This window comes from Aeromonas sp. 6P, from assembly GCF_051919525.1.
Lineage (GTDB): Bacteria > Pseudomonadota > Gammaproteobacteria > Enterobacterales > Aeromonadaceae > Aeromonas > Aeromonas veronii.
The window spans coordinates 302,501-316,968 of record NZ_JBQBEO010000002.1 but is presented as its reverse complement, the minus strand read 5'-3'; the positions used below and the strand labels follow the sequence as shown (position 1 = coordinate 316,968).

General features: G+C 58.3%; 13 protein-coding genes, 1 tRNA gene and 2 rRNA genes (1 of these 16 cut by a window edge). 7 read left to right on the top strand and 9 right to left on the bottom strand.

The annotated features are described in order from the left end of the window. Positions 1–7: 7 nt before the first annotated feature. Complete coding sequence (locus tag ACTG2J_RS01555) at positions 8–976, top strand: LysR family transcriptional regulator (protein ID WP_005348538.1); 969 nt, start codon at positions 8–10, stop codon at positions 974–976. Positions 977–1,052: 76 nt separating this feature from the next. On the opposite strand, the gene ACTG2J_RS01550 is transcribed toward ACTG2J_RS01555, so the two are convergent. Together ACTG2J_RS01550 and ACTG2J_RS01545 are read right to left on the bottom strand one after the other, a co-directional pair. Further along, positions 1,053–1,652 carry a YhgN family NAAT transporter gene (locus ACTG2J_RS01550; protein WP_013724175.1) on the bottom strand — a complete coding sequence of 200 codons (600 nt, stop codon included), beginning with the start codon at positions 1,650–1,652 and terminating at the stop codon, positions 1,053–1,055. Between the two features lie 99 nt (positions 1,653–1,751). Next, complete coding sequence (locus tag ACTG2J_RS01545) at positions 1,752–1,997, bottom strand: YecH family metal-binding protein (RefSeq protein WP_257687261.1); 246 nt, start codon at positions 1,995–1,997, stop codon at positions 1,752–1,754. A gap of 209 nt (positions 1,998–2,206) precedes the next feature. Between ACTG2J_RS01545 and ACTG2J_RS01540 the strand changes: the two genes are divergently transcribed. After that, positions 2,207–3,490 (top strand): dicarboxylate/amino acid:cation symporter, encoded by a 1,284-nt coding sequence (locus ACTG2J_RS01540; protein WP_005357632.1) that lies wholly within the window; start codon positions 2,207–2,209, stop codon positions 3,488–3,490. Positions 3,491–3,501: 11 nt separating this feature from the next. Here the strand turns inward: ACTG2J_RS01540 and ACTG2J_RS01535 are convergent, their stop codons facing one another. Further along, positions 3,502–3,816, bottom strand: a complete 315-nt coding sequence (locus ACTG2J_RS01535; protein WP_005339933.1) for a putative signal transducing protein — start codon at positions 3,814–3,816, stop codon at positions 3,502–3,504. 9 nt (positions 3,817–3,825) lie between these two features. Beyond that, entirely contained in the window at positions 3,826–4,728 is a 903-nt protein-coding gene (locus tag ACTG2J_RS01530; RefSeq protein WP_257687262.1) for a LysR family transcriptional regulator, read from the bottom strand. A 96-nt stretch (positions 4,729–4,824) separates the two neighbouring features. Here ACTG2J_RS01530 and ACTG2J_RS01525 point away from each other — a divergent pair, with 96 nt between their 5' ends. Next, positions 4,825–5,877 carry an HlyD family secretion protein gene (locus tag ACTG2J_RS01525; protein WP_439989089.1) on the top strand — a complete coding sequence of 351 codons (1,053 nt, stop codon included), beginning with the start codon at positions 4,825–4,827 and terminating at the stop codon, positions 5,875–5,877. Next, positions 5,877–7,430 carry a DHA2 family efflux MFS transporter permease subunit gene (locus tag ACTG2J_RS01520; RefSeq protein ID WP_439997100.1) on the top strand — a complete coding sequence of 518 codons (1,554 nt, stop codon included), beginning with the start codon at positions 5,877–5,879 and terminating at the stop codon, positions 7,428–7,430. The genes ACTG2J_RS01525 and ACTG2J_RS01520 overlap by 1 nt, the downstream gene beginning before the upstream one ends. A 78-nt stretch (positions 7,431–7,508) precedes the next feature. Here the strand turns inward: ACTG2J_RS01520 and ACTG2J_RS01515 are convergent, their stop codons facing one another. Further along, positions 7,509–8,135: a lysoplasmalogenase gene (locus tag ACTG2J_RS01515; RefSeq protein ID WP_113740353.1), complete on the bottom strand. Its 627-nt coding sequence runs from the start codon at positions 8,133–8,135 to the stop codon at positions 7,509–7,511. A 175-nt stretch (positions 8,136–8,310) separates the two neighbouring features. Between ACTG2J_RS01515 and ACTG2J_RS01510 the strand changes: the two genes are divergently transcribed. After that, entirely contained in the window at positions 8,311–8,466 is a 156-nt protein-coding gene (locus ACTG2J_RS01510) for a hypothetical protein (protein WP_005348505.1), read from the top strand. A gap of 210 nt (positions 8,467–8,676) precedes the next feature. Here the strand turns inward: ACTG2J_RS01510 and ACTG2J_RS01505 are convergent, their stop codons facing one another. Beyond that, entirely contained in the window at positions 8,677–9,795 is a 1,119-nt protein-coding gene (locus ACTG2J_RS01505) for an acyl-CoA desaturase (protein ID WP_113740352.1), read from the bottom strand. 147 nt (positions 9,796–9,942) lie between these two features. Here ACTG2J_RS01505 and fabR point away from each other — a divergent pair, with 147 nt between their 5' ends. Both fabR and ACTG2J_RS01495 read left to right on the top strand, forming a co-directional pair. Continuing rightward, positions 9,943–10,563: an HTH-type transcriptional repressor FabR gene (gene fabR / locus ACTG2J_RS01500; protein ID WP_005339921.1), complete on the top strand. Its 621-nt coding sequence runs from the start codon at positions 9,943–9,945 to the stop codon at positions 10,561–10,563. Between the two features lie 19 nt (positions 10,564–10,582). Beyond that, positions 10,583–10,948: a YijD family membrane protein gene (locus ACTG2J_RS01495; protein ID WP_019444675.1), complete on the top strand. Its 366-nt coding sequence runs from the start codon at positions 10,583–10,585 to the stop codon at positions 10,946–10,948. Between the two features lie 479 nt (positions 10,949–11,427). Here ACTG2J_RS01495 and ACTG2J_RS01490 read toward each other — a convergent pair. From ACTG2J_RS01490 to ACTG2J_RS01480, 3 genes are all read right to left on the bottom strand, one after another. After that, positions 11,428–11,504 (bottom strand) — tRNA-Asp (locus tag ACTG2J_RS01490). A 97-nt stretch (positions 11,505–11,601) separates the two neighbouring features. Continuing rightward, positions 11,602–11,716, bottom strand: a 5S ribosomal RNA gene (gene rrf, locus ACTG2J_RS01485). 125 nt (positions 11,717–11,841) lie between these two features. Further along, positions 11,842–14,468 (bottom strand): 23S ribosomal RNA (locus ACTG2J_RS01480); it runs 263 nt beyond the window's last position.

Genomic DNA, 14,468 nt, shown 5'->3' with positions numbered 1-14,468 from the left:
TCATATCATGCTGCTGGAACAACTGGGTCGCATCGACCTCAATTTGCTGATTATCCTGCAGGTGCTGCTGGAGGAGCGCAACGGCAGCAAGGCGGCACGCCGCCTTCATCTGAGCCAGTCCGCCGTCAGCAAAGCCCTCGGCCGTCTGCGCGATACCTTCAATGATCCCCTCTTCATCCGCTCCGCCTACGGGCTGGAGCCCACCGGCCGCGCCCTTGCGCTGCAACAACAGTTGCAACCCATCCTGCTGTCGCTGGACAACCTGATCCAGCCGCCCGAGTTCGACCCCGCCAGCTCGGAGCGAGAGTTCGTCATCGCCAGCATGGACAGCGCCTTCACCCTGTTTGCCCCGCTCTACCTGAGCGAGCTGAAGCGGCAGGCACCACGGATCCGCTTGCGTTACGAGGAGTGGACCGAGAACAGTCTAACCGAGATGAGTCAGGGACAGGTGGACATCGCCTTCGCGGTGCGAGAGAACTGCATCAGCTCCGATTATCGGCTCGATACCCTGCCCGACAGCATCTGTCAGCGAGTGCTGGCGGTCGATGATCTCACCTGTCTGGTGCAGCAGCACCACCCCGCGCTGCGAGAGCCCAACTGGAATCTGGAGCACTACCTCAGCTATCCCCATGTGCAGACTTACTGCGAGGGGCGGGACCGCTGGATGCTGGATCACAAGCTGGCAGAGCAGGATCTCTACCGACGTATCGAGGCAACCGTGCCCTCCTTCGAGGCGGCACTACGGATGGGGATGCACTCCGACATGATAGTAACGCTCTCCCGGCTCTACGCCCGCCACGCCACCCAGGTCTATCCGCTGTTACAGCTGCCGCTGCCCATCGGGTTGGACAGCATCTCCCATCTACTCATCTGGCATCAGCGTCACAGCGAGGATCCGGGCCACCGCTGGCTGCGGGAGCTGCTGCTGTCCCTCATCATGAGCAAACTGGAACCCGCAGCGACCACTCACGAGTGACTGCACGTCCTCTCAACAGCAAAAAAGAACGGGGCTCTGCGTAGCCCCGTTTCATTCACTTCAAGATGTAAACCGCTCAGCCCTGACCGGTCACCGCCAGATAGTGATGCACCCCGTCCAGCAGCATCTGGACCGAGATCATCACCAACAGCATACCCATCAACCGCTCCACCGCAGTGAGTCCCCGCTCACCCAGCAGCTTGTTGAATACCTCGTAGAACATCAGGATCACCGCGCTGGCGGCCCAGGCCAGAAAGAGTGCCAGCGACCAGTCCACCATCCGGGTCGGCTCCTGATTGGCCAGCAGCATCAAAGAAGCCAAGATAGAAGGACCGGCGATCATCGGGATCGCCATCGGCACCAGGAAGGGCTCCTCGCCCGCCGCCAGCCCGGTCACGCCCCCTTCACTCGGGAAGATCATCTTGATGGCGATCAGGAACAGGATAATGCCCCCCGCAATGCTGACCGCCTCCTGCCGCAGGTTGAGGAAACCGAGGATCTGCTGACCGACGAACAGGAACAGCATCATGATGGCCAGCGAGAAGAGCAGCTCGCGCACCATCACCTTGCGACGTCGCTTGGGATCGATATGACGCAGGATAGAGAGGAAGACCGGCAGGTTGCCCAGCGGGTCCATGATCAGAAACAGCATGACTGCGGCAGAGAAAGTATCCATACAACGCCCGGGCTACGCCCTGAATAGGGAAAAGAGAGGGGGCGAAATATAGCAAAGGGCGAAGAATTGAGCGAGCGCCATGATGCGCTCGCAGCGGGATTAACCGTGGTTGCAGATCTTGTCGGCGCGGGTCTGGAAACCCTCGGCCGAGTCGATGAATTTGCCGCGGGCAGCCAGAAAGTCGATCAGCGCTTCCGCATCCATCTCGCTGGCGCTGCAGGTATGAAAACGGGCCTCGGCACCGAACCGCTCGGCCATCGCCTGTTTCAGGCTGGCACGGGTAAATTGCCCCCCTTGCGCCAGCATCATTTCCATCACTTCGTGACCATGAACCGATTGCGGCATCTCTCACCTCAATAATGAACATATTTAATGCCAATTAAATATCTCCACGCCCGGAGGGATCTTGATATAGGCCAATAAATTGCGCATTACCTGGTCAGGGGAGTGGTCACCGCCACCGCTTTGTCGATAATGTGGCAACCCGCGTCAGGGATCGCTACACTGGCGCCCCTTTTTGGCCATCGCAGACAATGTATAAGGATATTGGCGTCATGCTGTTCCATGGAGAGGCTCTCAAGCCCTGGCAGATCTGGACCCGCCGACCACTCTGGCTCAAGACCCTGATCGGTATGCTGACAGGGGTGGGGCTGGGCGTTGGCTTTGAAGAGCAAGCCCTGCTGCTCAAGCCCCTTGGCGTCCTGTTCGTCAACACCATCCAGATGCTGATGGTGCCTCTTATCTTCTGCTCGGTCATCGCCGGTCTCACCTCGCTGCTCAAGGGCAAGGCCCTCGATCGCATCGGCAGCAAGGCGATCTGCCTCTACTTCTGTTCGACCGCCATCGCCATCTGCATCGGCCTGATGATGGGCTGGCTGCTGGAACCCGGCATGGGTGCCGACATGGGCCCCTATGAGCGGGTCGGTATGTCGGAACCACCCACCCTGGCCAGCGTGCTGAGCCATCTGGTGCCGAGTAACCCGGTACAGGCGATGGTGGATGGCAAGATCCTGCAAGTGATCGTCTTTGCGGTGGCGCTGGCGGTCGCCCTCAATGCCAGCGGTCGCCGTGGCCGCCCCGCCATCCTCTTCTTCACCTCGCTGGCCGAGGGGATGTTCAAGCTGACCCAGATGGTGATGGCGCTCGCGCCTTACGGTGTCTGCGCCCTGATGGCCTGGATGACCGGCAAGTACGGTCTCGACCTGCTGCTGCCGCTGCTCAAGGTGATCGGCGCCGTCTACCTCGGCTGCCTGCTGCACGTGCTCGGGGTCTACAGCACCCTGCTGCTCCTGCTGGCACGGCTCAATCCGCTGCACTACTTCAAGAGTATCGTTGATGCCCAGGCGGTGGCCTTCACCAGCAGCTCGAGCAACTCCACCCTGCCCATCAGTCTGGCCTGCGCAGAGAAGCGGCTGGGAGTCTCCCCCGCCATCACCGCCAAGGTGCTGCCCATCGGCGCCACCATCAACATGGATGGTACCGCCCTCTATCAGGGAGTGACTGCGCTGTTCGTGGCTCAGGCATTCGGGGTGGATCTGCACATGGTCGATTACCTGACCATCATCAGCATCGCCACCCTGGCCAGTATCGGCACCGCAGGCACCCCGGGCACCGGGTTGATGCTGCTGACCCTGACCCTGACGGCGGTGGGCTTGCCGCTGGAAGGGGTGGCACTGATTGCAGGCATTGACCGGATCCTCGACATGGCGCGCACCACGGTCAATGTTTCGGGGGATATTCTGGTATCGGTGCTGATCGCCCGCAGCGAAAACGAGCTGGATCTGGCGACCTATCACGATGCCAGCGCAGGGGAAGATATCGAGTTCCCGCCGCGCTAGCGGAAGAGAGATCAGCTGTCGTGGGGATCGTGATGACAGCGCCAGCAGACGTCGAAGTTGGCGCCGTTCTCCTCCCCGCACTGGCCGCACAGCCAGCCGTTACCCTGACGCTGCTGGTAACGCTCGATGACCCGTCCCGCCTTGCTGCGATCCTCGGCTCGCACCATCAGGGTCACCTGCAACATGTCGACCGGCAGCTCGCCAAGGGCGCCAGACAGCCCCTCGCCATTGAGGCGCACCAGCACCCCTTCCGCCTCCAGCGCCCCTTTCAACGCGTGCGCCTCCAGGGTGTGTGAGGCGCGATAGAGATTGATCCAGTTATCCATAGCTCCCCCTTACAACAGCTTGTCGATGCCAAACTCGGCGCCGTTCTCAATCATGAAATCGATGAATGCCCGCAACTTGCGCGGCATCAGTTGCCGTTCCGGAAACAGCAAATAAATCGGCACCCTGGGTTGCTGCCACTCTGGCAGCAGGATCACCAGCTCGCCGCTGGCCAGCTCATCCTGACAGAGCATAGCGGGTAACGAGGCCAACCCCAGCCCCGCCTTCGCCGCCTCCCGGGCACAGGTAATATTATTGACCCGAAAACGGGATGGGGGGTCAACCAGCACCTCTCTGCCATCCAGCTCGAAGCACCAGTGAGAGGCGAGAAACCCGCTGCTCACCGTCACCCGCTCGTGGTTGGCCAGATCCTCCGGCCGCCCGATGACCGGGCTGCGGGCCAGATAGTCCGGGCTGGCACAGAGCAGCCGCCCGGTGCTCCAGAGTCGGCGCGCCGCCAGATTGGAGTCGCTCATGTCGCCAATCCGCACCACCGCATCCAGCCCTTCACTGATGGGGTCTACCACCCGGTTGGTCAGTTCCAGCTCCACCTGCAGGGCGGGATAGGCCTGCAAAAACTTGGCAACCAGGCGCCCGACCACCAGTTGCCCCGTCTCGATGGGCACCGCCAGTTTGAGGGTGCCGGTCACCTCCTGCTGGCTGGCGCTCAGCATCAGCTCGGCTTCGGTCAGGGCATCGACCGCCTTGCTGCAGTGCAGGTAGTACTTCTCCCCCTCCTCGGTCAAAGTGAGCTGACGGGTGGAGCGATAGAGCAGACGCACTCCGAGCCGCTGTTCCAGCTCGGCGATGCGGCGGCTGACCATCGCCTTGGTCATCCCCAGCTCGCGGGCGGCCCCCGTAAACGAGCCCTTGTCGACGATACGCACCAGAATTAACGCGGCATTGAGATCCATTGTTGCACCAGTGAAACTGTATATCTCGTGAACCAATACTAATCGAAACAGTTGACCAGTGTTAGCCTGCGCCCCTTAAGTTCAGGAATCACAAAAATGAGTCAACACAAAAAAATTCCCCTGCTGGCAGCCATGATATTGGCTCTGCTCGGTCTGCTGTTCGCCGGTTACTGGTATCTTCACGGCCGCTATTTTGAAAGCACCGACAACGCCTATCTGCAAAGTGAAGTGACCGGGATCAGCTCCAAGCTGCCCGGCTATATCCGCGAAGTGCTGGTCACCGACAACCAGCCGGTCAAAGCGGGCCAACTGATCGCCCGGCTCGATGATCGCGAATACAAAACCAGGGTCGCGGAGGCCGAAGCCGACCTGTGCCTCAATCAGGCGACGGCCGAAAATCTGGCGGCCACCCGCACCCAACAACTGAGCCTGATCCAGCAGGCCGAGGCCAAGGTCGCCTCCGCCAATGCCGAACAGCTGCGCGCCAGCCAGCAGGTCAACCGGATCAGTCAGCTCAACCAGCGCCACTACAGCTCGCAAGATAGTCTGGACGAGGTGCGTGCCGGCCTGCAGGTCAATCAGGCGCAAGCCCGGGAGGCCCAAGCCGCCCTGCAAGCGGCCCGTGAGCGACTGCTGGTACTGGATGCCGAGCGCAAACAGAATCTGGCCAAGCTGGCATTGAGCGAAGCGCAACTGGAGCAAGCCAAGCTGGAGCTAGGTTATACCGAGCTGCGGGCACCGGCCGATGGCATCATCGGCAAGCGCAGCCTGCGGGAAGGGCTCTACGTCCAGTCCGGTATGCAGGTCGCCAGCCTGGTGCCGCTGCAGCAGGTGTGGGTCGAGGCCAACTTCAAGGAGACCCAGCTCGCCCATATGCAGCCGGGCCAGAAGGTCGAAGTGGTACTCGATGCCTACCCGGATCAACCGGTCGAGGGGATCATCGACAGCCTGGCTCCGGCGACCGGCGCCAAGTTCGCCCTGCTGCCACCGGAGAATGCCACCGGCAACTTCACCAAAATCGTGCAACGGGTACCGGTGAAGATCCGCATCCCCGAGCCGGGCCCGCTGGCAGGCAAGCTGCTGCCGGGTCTCTCGACCGAAGTGATCGTGGATACCCGCACTCCTGATCCCGTGGTGGCTGCCAACTGATGGAACCCATTCCACGTCGCAACTGGATCGCGGTCATGGGGGGCCTTATCGGCGCCTTTATGGCCATCCTCGATATCCAGATCACCAATGCCTCCCTGAAGGACATTCAGGGGGCCCTGTCAGCCACCCTGAGCGAGAGCTCCTGGATCTCCACCTCCTATCTGGTGGCGGAGATGATCGCCATCCCCCTGAGCGGCTGGTTGAGCCGGGGGTTGAGTGTGCGCCGTTACCTGCTCTGGACCACCGGTGCGTTTATCGCCGCCTCCGTGCTCTGCTCGTTCAGCTGGAACCTCACCAGCATGATCGTCTTCCGGGCGCTGCAAGGCTTCACTGGCGGGGCGCTGATCCCGATGGCCTTTTCCCTCATCGTCACCCTGTTGCCGCTACAGAAGCGGGCCACCGGCATGGCGCTTTTTGGCCTCTGCGCCACCTTCGCCCCCGCCATCGGCCCGACCCTCGGTGGCTGGCTCACCGAGCAGATGTCGTGGCACTACATCTTCTATCTCAACGTGCCGCCGGGACTGCTGGTGATAGCCATGCTGGCCCACGGGCTTGATAAAAAACCGGTGGACTGGGCCGTGATCAAGCGGGTAGACCTCATCGGGATTGTCACCATGGCGCTCGGCCTCGGCCTGCTGGAGGTGGTACTGGAAGAGGGCAACCGGGAAGACTGGTTCGGCTCAAGCTTCATCGTGCGACTGGCAGTCATTTCGGCGGTGGCGCTGGTGTTCTTCGTCATCAGCCAGCTGATCCGCCGTCACCCGCTGGTCAATCTGCGGCTGCTGCACAACCCGCGCTTCGCGCTGGCCTGCTTCGCCTATCTGATCCTCGGCATGGCGTTGATGGGCTCCATCTATGTGCTGCCGCTCTACATGACCCAGATCCACAACTACAACGCGCTGGAAATCGGCGAGGTACTGATGTGGATGGGGCTGCCGCAACTGCTGGTGCTACCGCTGGTACCCAGGCTGACCCACAAGATAGACCCGCGCTATCTGGTGAGCTTCGGCTTCCTTATCTTCGCCGTCAGCTGCTTTATGAACGTCAACATGAGTGCAGACTACGCCGGGCCGCAGCTGATCCAGTCGCTTATCGTGCGGGCGCTGGGGCAGCCCTTCATCATGGTGCCGCTCTCCCTGGTCGCCACCGCCAGCCTGAGCCACGACGAGATCCCCTCCTCCTCGACCCTGCTCAACGTGCTGCGCAACCTGGGTGGTGCGTTCGGTATCGCCATCATCGCGACCCTGCTCGACAACGATACCCGCACCCACGTGCTGCAAATTGGCAGCACTCTGGCCGCCAGCAGTATCGAGGGGCAGAGCTATCTGCTGCAACTGGCCCAGAGCATGATGGCGCAGGGTTCAGGCCCAGAGATAGCCCAGCAGCAAGCCCACGCCATGCTGGCCAATACCATCAACCGGGAGGCGGCCATCATGGCCTACAACCAGGTGTTCTACATCATGGGGATCTTCCTGCTGATCGCCAGCGGCCTGATGCTGTTGCTCAAATCCCCCGCCCCACGGGCAGCAGATGCCGAACCGCTAGAGGCGTGAAACAACGCCGGGCATAAAACGAAAAACGGGCTAATGCCCGTTTTTCGTTATCTGTTACCTGCACTCAACCAGAAAGCGTTATCCCGCCAGCGACCCCGCAATCAGGAATTGCGCCGCGAAGTAGCTGCTCATCACCCAGGCACGAGCATGGGGAAAGGGGTGGCGGAAGCGATCGAGCGCCAGCATGCTGTCGGAGAAGAGGAACATCAGTGCCCCCACCAGAGCGGCGGCCGAACCGGCAGTGAGAGAGGCGTGCCAGGCACCGGCGGCCACCCAGGCCATGCCAATGATCACCAGCATGTAGCAGAAGACCGGGATCCGCATCTCCCCAAGCTTGCCCCACAGCAGGCCAAAGACCATGCCGGCGATCAGCAACAGCAGCAAACCATCCACCAGATTGAGCAACAACGGCCCTTGGGCAAAACCGACGATATAGCAGAGATGCGCGACAAGAAATGCCGCCAACCCCTGAATGAAGCGATCACTTGGCAGCATCAGCAGCACATCGCCCGCCAGCGAGAGACAAAGGCCGAGCAGGATCCAGGCGTGGGAACCGTCGTGGTCATAACTCTGGTAGCCGAACGCCAACGCAATGATAAGCAGCATGGTCAGCGGCTTGCTGATATAGAACTGGCGGCAGTCTGAACCGTAGGCAGCACGGATGTGCCACCAACCTGAAGCGATGATCAAGAAACTCAATAACATGCCCTGCTCCTCACCTGTTGCTCGCAGTCATACGGCAACCGTTTTTATCATGGTGCAGGGTAACAAATTCCCTACCCCAGTGGCAGGGGTGCTGATCAAATGGACAGACTAAGCCTAAAGTCTAATTGCCGCCCCGAGTGGTTCAGGGCATAAGTGACGGGTCTGGAGGATCACCATGGAAGAAGCTATGAAGAACTATCTGCCCGCCATCGATATCATGATGTGCCATCTGGGGATCAGCTTTGAGCAGGCCTGTGAACAACTGGGTCTTAGCCAGCAGGAGCAACAGGCACTGGATCAGTTGCAGCAACAGCAGAGCCAAGCCAACTAAGCCCTCCCGTTATTGGATATCATGATGCCCCATCTGGGGATCAGCTTTGAGCAGGCCTGTGAACAGCTGGGTCCCAGCCAGCAGGAGCAACAGGCACTGGATCAGTTGCAGCAACAGCAGAGCCAAGCCAACTAGCTTGAGTTGAATCATAAAAGAGAAGACCGCCAGCAGGCGGTCTTCTCCTTTAGTCTCTGTGATAATCGGACGGCATCATGCAATACCTGCCAGCAAACGACTCCAGTTGCGTTTACCTGCGATAAAGCCGTCCCGCAGGGCCCGGTACTCCAGTTGCAGCTTGAGGCGGTCATAGCGCGCCAGCGCCTTGCGCCTGCGCAGCTCCAGCAGCCGCTTGCGACTGGCGTAATAGTGTTGCAACTGCTGGCTCAGCTTGTCGTACTCCTCCTGCAGCAGCGCCTGCCACAGTTCGCGATCTTCCTGCTTGCGCAACTTGGCTTGTGCCCGTTTCAGCTGCATCTGCAGCCGGGCTTGTTCGATACGCTCCTCCGGCGAGGATCTGAGATCCCCCGCCAGACCACACCAGGAGGCGAGCCGGATCAACCACTTGGTCGGATCGAACTGCCACCAGTGAATGCCGTTGCGGTAGTCATTCTCGAACAGGTGGTGAAAGTTGTGGTACCCCTCGCCAAAGGTGAAAAAAGCCAGGATGCCGTTATCGCGAGCGGTATTGTGGTCGGTATAGGGCTGACTGCCCCAGATGTGGGCCAGCGAATTGATGAAGAAGGTGGTGTGGTGAGTCATCACCATCCGCAGTACGCCCGCCAACAGCAACATGCCGAGCATATCCCCGTGCCACAGGCCGAGCAGCAGCGGCAGCCCCAGATTGGCCGCCAGCGCCAGCGTCAGATAGTGACGGTGCTGAAACGCGACCACCGGGTTGTTCTGCAGGTCACGCACATTATTGTAATCGCCATAGCGATCTCCCTGATGCTCACGCAGCATCCAGCCGATGTGCGAATACCAGAAGCCGCGCCCCGCGCTGTAGGGGTCTTTATCGTTGTCATCCACATGACGATGGTGACGGCGGTGATCGGCCGACCAGTGCAGGGCCGAATTCTGCAGCGCCAACGCACCGCCGATGGCAAACAACCACTGCAAAGCGAGGTGCGCCTTGTAGGCCTTGTGCGACCAGAGCCGGTGATAGCCTGCGGTGATGGAGAGACCACTAAGGCAGAACAACAACAGGAAACTGGCCCACTGCCAGAGATCGTAACCGTGGCTCACGCCGTACCAAGGTACGACAATCAACGCCACTATCCCGGAGAGGGAGAACAGCAGGGTATTGGTCAAAATAATGGGGGGTCTGGCCATTTCATTGCATCCTTTCAGCGAACAGCTGTTAGCCATTTTCTATGGTGATTTCCTCACGGTCAATGGTAAAAAAGTAGGATACAAACCTGATCCTGAGGCGCCTTCGGGTTATCATTTGTCCTCGTTAAGCTGAAGGTGACTGATTTCGTGGGTATTCGCGCTCAACAAAAAGAAAAAACCCGGCGTACATTGATCGATGCTGCATTCAGCCAACTGTGCGCCAATCGGAGTTTCTCCAATCTCAGCCTGCGGGAAGTCGCTCGCGAAGCAGGTATCGCGCCCACCTCTTTCTATCGCCACTTTCGCGATATGGAGGAGCTGGGCCTGACCCTGGTTGACGAAGGAGGTCTCACCCTGCGCCAACTGATGCGACAGGCACGCCAGCGCATTGCCGGTGGTGGTAGTGTCATCAGCACCTCGGTGCAGACCTTTATGGAGTTCGTCGAGAACAACCCCAACATCTTCCGGCTGCTGCTGCGGGAACGCTCCGGCACCTCGGCCGCCTTTCGTCAGGCGGTGGCTCGCGAAATCCAGCACTTCATTGCCGAGCTAACCGATTATCTGGAAGCCACCACCGAAGCACCACGGGAAGATGCCTACATCCAGGCAGAAGCCATGGTTACCATCGTCTTCAGTGCCGGTGCCGATGCGCTCGACATGACCAGCGAAGAGTGCCGGGCACTCTCCGACCGAACAATTCGCCAACTGCGGATGATCGCCATGGGCGCCGAGGTACAAAACCAGAAGCGCCGTGAACCTCACCCATGACCACAGGATGGAGAACGATATGACTGAACAGCTTATGATCCCGAAAAAACCGCTCGCCATGGCCATGCTGATTGGTATCTGTGGCGATGCCTCTCTGGCCGTGCTGACCAACTCGGTCGTGCCTTTCTCCTTCTTTCCGCTGATTGCCCTCTGGCTGGCGGCCTATCAGCTGTTCCAGCACTATCGCCATGAACCCATGGTGGGCAACACCCCCATCTGCACCCTGCTTTGCTTCTTTATCGGTGTCTTCGGCCACTCCGCGCTGCTCAAGGTGCAATACCCGGAGCTTGGCAGCAACTTCTTCTCCCTGATCATGATGCTGCTGCTACTGGCTGCCCTCTCCATCAAGCTCGGCCTGAGCATTGGCAACAAAGAGAAGCGCTGATAAATCGACCGAGTGATGATAATCAGTTGATAGATAAAGCAAAGAGGCCTTCCCGTCGGGAAGGCCTCTTTGCTTGAACGGTACCTGATTAATCCGGCAATCTCGGTATTCCCAGCCTAGCCAAGCTGCTGGGCTTCAAGATCGACGTGCAGATGGAAGCGGAGGTGGTCAATATGGGACTGCCCTGTACTCAGCAAGCAACACAAGCCTGATTTGGCCGCCTCTAGACTCGCTCAAGTGACCTCGAATGAAGCCAACAAGGCTCGGATATAGCCCGAAAATGGTGGAAATAACCGGCTATCTGGCACTCTTACTTGGCAGGTAAAAGCCAGATATTGGCGGTTTAACGCGCTAAAAATACAAAAGCCCGGTCGTGAAGCCGGGCTTTGTATTGGTTCCGATGTGCAAATATGTAGGTCTTATGAGCAAAACCACCCATAGCAAAAAGGCCTTCCCATCTGGGAAGGCCTTCAAATTAGTGGCGGAGCGGACGGGACTCGAACCCGCGACCCCCGGCGTGACAGGCCGGTATTCTAACCGACTGAACTACCGCTCCGCATTCGGTTAGCTTGCGCTAAATTTTCTGCTGCTTCTTCTGAGGTGTCATCCTCGCAGCCAGTGACGTGATTCTTCACATCGCTGTTTAATTGGGTGCCTGGCAGTGTCCTACTCTCGCATGGCGAATGCCACACTACCATCGGCGCTACCGCGTTTCACTTCTGAGTTCGGCATGGGATCAGGTGGTTCCACGGCGCTATGGCCGCCAGGCAAATTCTTAATCCAGAAAGCTGACGTGAGTAACGAGGTTGCCTATTGGCTTGTCGCTATCACTGAATTAGTTAGTAGTTCGCTTGGTATTTGCTACAAGGCCCAGAACACTTCTTGGGTGTTGTATGGTTAAGCCTCACGGGTAATTAGTATGGGTTAGCTCAACACGTCGCCGCGCTTACACACCCCACCTATCAACGTTGTGGTCTCCAACGGCCCTTTAGGACCCTCAAGGGGTCAGGGATGACTCATCTCAGGGCTCGCTTCCCGCTTAGATGCTTTCAGCGGTTATCGATTCCGAACTTAGCTACCGGGCAGTGCCACTGGCGTGACAACCCGAACACCAGAGGTTCGTTCACTCCGGTCCTCTCGTACTAGGAGCAACTCCCTTCAATCATCCAACGCCCACGGCAGATAGGGACCGAACTGTCTCACGACGTTCTGAACCCAGCTCGCGTACCACTTTAAATGGCGAACAGCCATACCCTTGGGACCGACTTCAGCCCCAGGATGTGATGAGCCGACATCGAGGTGCCAAACACCGCCGTCGATATGAACTCTTGGGCGGTATCAGCCTGTTATCCCCGGAGTACCTTTTATCCGTTGAGCGATGGCCCTTCCATTCAGAACCACCGGATCACTATGACCTACTTTCGTACCTGCTCGACCTGTCCGTCTCGCAGTTAAGCTGGCTTATGCCATTGCACTAACCTCCTGATGTCCGACCAGGATTAGCCAACCTTCGTGCTCCTCCGTTACTCTTTGGGAGGAGACCGCCCCAGTCAAACTACCCACCAGGCACTGTCCGCGAGCCCGATTCAGGGCCCTGCGTTAGAACATCAAACATACAAGGGTGGTATTTCAAGGACGGCTCCAGCGCAACTGGCGTCACGCCTTCAAAGCCTCCCACCTATCCTACACATGTAGGTTCAATGTTCAGTGCCAAGCTGTAGTAAAGGTTCACGGGGTCTTTCCGTCTAGCCGCGGGTACACCGCATCTTCACGGCGAATTCGATTTCACTGAGTCTCGGGTGGAGACAGCATGGCCATGGTTACACCATTCGTGCAGGTCGGAACTTACCCGACAAGGAATTTCGCTACCTTAGGACCGTTATAGTTACGGCCGCCGTTTACCGGGGCTTCGATCAAGAGCTTCGCTTGCGCTAACCCCATCAATTAACCTTCCGGCACCGGGCAGGTGTCACACCCTATACGTCCACTTTCGTGTTTGCAGAGTGCTGTGTTTTTGATAAACAGTCCCAGCCATCTGGTCACTGCGACTCCCAACTGCTCCATCCGCAAGGGACTTCACTGTCAAGAGCGAACCTTCTCCCGAAGTTACGGTTCTATTTTGCCTAGTTCCTTCACCCGAGTTCTCTCAAGCGCCTTGGTATTCTCTACCCGACCACCTGTGTCGGTTTGGGGTACGATGACTTGTAATCTGAAGCTTAGAGGCTTTTCCTGGAAGCAGGGCATCAATGGCTTCCACACCGTAGTGTGTTCGTCTCGTGTCTCAGTGTTGTGTCTCCGGATTTGCCTAGAAACACCACCTACGCACTTTCACCAGGACAACCGTCGCCTGGCCCACCTAGCCTTCTCCGTCCCCCCATCGCAATTACAAGTCGTGCAGGAATATTAACCTGCTTCCCATCGACTACGCCTTTCGGCCTCGCCTTAGGGGTCGACTCACCCTGCCCCGATTAACGTTGGACAGGAACCCTTGGTCTTCCGGCGAGGAGGCTTTTCACCCCCTTTATCGTTACTTACGTCAGCATTCGCACTTCTGATATCTCCAGCATACCTCTCGATACACCTTCGCAGACTTACAGAACGCTCCCCTACCACTCACACATAAGTGTGAATCCGCGGCTTCGGTGCCTGGTTTGAGCCCCGTTACATCTTCCGCGCAGGCCGACTCGACTAGTGAGCTATTACGCTTTCTTTAAATGATGGCTGCTTCTAAGCCAACATCCTAGCTGTCTGAGCCTTCCCACATCGTTTCCCACTTAACCAGAACTTTGGGACCTTAGCCGGCGGTCTGGGTTGTTTCCCTCTTCACGACGGACGTTAGCACCCGCCGTGTGTCTCCCGGATATTACTTACTGGTATTCGGAGTTTGCATGGGGTTGGTAAGTCGGGATGACCCCCTAGCCCAAACAGTGCTCTACCCCCAGTAGTATTCGTCCGAGGCGCTACCTAAATAGCTTTCGGGGAGAACCAGCTATCTCCGAGTTTGATTGGCCTTTCACCCCCAGCCACAGGTCATCCCCTAACTTTGCAACGTTAGTGGGTTCGGTCCTCCAGTTGATGTTACTCAACCTTCAACCTGCCCATGGCTAGATCACCCGGTTTCGGGTCTACACCTTGCAACTAGACGCCCAGTTAAGACTCGGTTTCCCTACGGCTCCCCTATACGGTTAACCTCGCTACAAAATGTAAGTCGCTGACCCATTATACAAAAGGTACGCAGTCACCCCGAAGGGCTCCCACTGCTTGTACGTACACGGTTTCAGGTTCTATTTCACTCCCCTCACAGGGGTTCTTTTCGCCTTTCCCTCACGGTACTGGTTCACTATCGGTCAGTCAGGAGTATTTAGCCTTGGAGGATGGTCCCCCCATATTCAGACAGGATGTCACGTGTCCCGCCCTACTCGATTTCACATCAAGGTTGTTTTCGTGTACGGGGCTATCACCCTGTATCGCCGGCCTTTCCAGGACCGTTCCACTAACTTCCAAGATGCTTAAGGGCTAA

Bases quoted from the DNA above. Each gene is read 5' to 3' on its own strand.
- ACTG2J_RS01555 (WP_005348538.1), top strand. From the start codon at position 8: ATGCTGCTGGAACAACTGGGTCGCATCGACCTCAATTTGCTGATTATC.
- ACTG2J_RS01550 (WP_013724175.1), bottom strand. From the start codon at position 1,652: ATGGATACTTTCTCTGCCGCAGTCATGCTGTTTCTGATCATGGACCCG.
- ACTG2J_RS01545 (WP_257687261.1), bottom strand. From the start codon at position 1,997: ATGCCGCAATCGGTTCATGGTCACGAAGTGATGGAAATGATGCTGGCG.
- ACTG2J_RS01540 (WP_005357632.1), top strand. From the start codon at position 2,207: ATGCTGTTCCATGGAGAGGCTCTCAAGCCCTGGCAGATCTGGACCCGC.
- ACTG2J_RS01535 (WP_005339933.1), bottom strand. From the start codon at position 3,816: ATGGATAACTGGATCAATCTCTATCGCGCCTCACACACCCTGGAGGCG.
- ACTG2J_RS01530 (WP_257687262.1), bottom strand. From the start codon at position 4,728: ATGGATCTCAATGCCGCGTTAATTCTGGTGCGTATCGTCGACAAGGGC.
- ACTG2J_RS01525 (WP_439989089.1), top strand. From the start codon at position 4,825: ATGAGTCAACACAAAAAAATTCCCCTGCTGGCAGCCATGATATTGGCT.
- ACTG2J_RS01520 (WP_439997100.1), top strand. From the start codon at position 5,877: ATGGAACCCATTCCACGTCGCAACTGGATCGCGGTCATGGGGGGCCTT.
- ACTG2J_RS01515 (WP_113740353.1), bottom strand. From the start codon at position 8,135: ATGTTATTGAGTTTCTTGATCATCGCTTCAGGTTGGTGGCACATCCGT.
- ACTG2J_RS01510 (WP_005348505.1), top strand. From the start codon at position 8,311: ATGGAAGAAGCTATGAAGAACTATCTGCCCGCCATCGATATCATGATG.
- ACTG2J_RS01505 (WP_113740352.1), bottom strand. From the start codon at position 9,795: ATGGCCAGACCCCCCATTATTTTGACCAATACCCTGCTGTTCTCCCTC.
- ACTG2J_RS01495 (WP_019444675.1), top strand. From the start codon at position 10,583: ATGACTGAACAGCTTATGATCCCGAAAAAACCGCTCGCCATGGCCATG.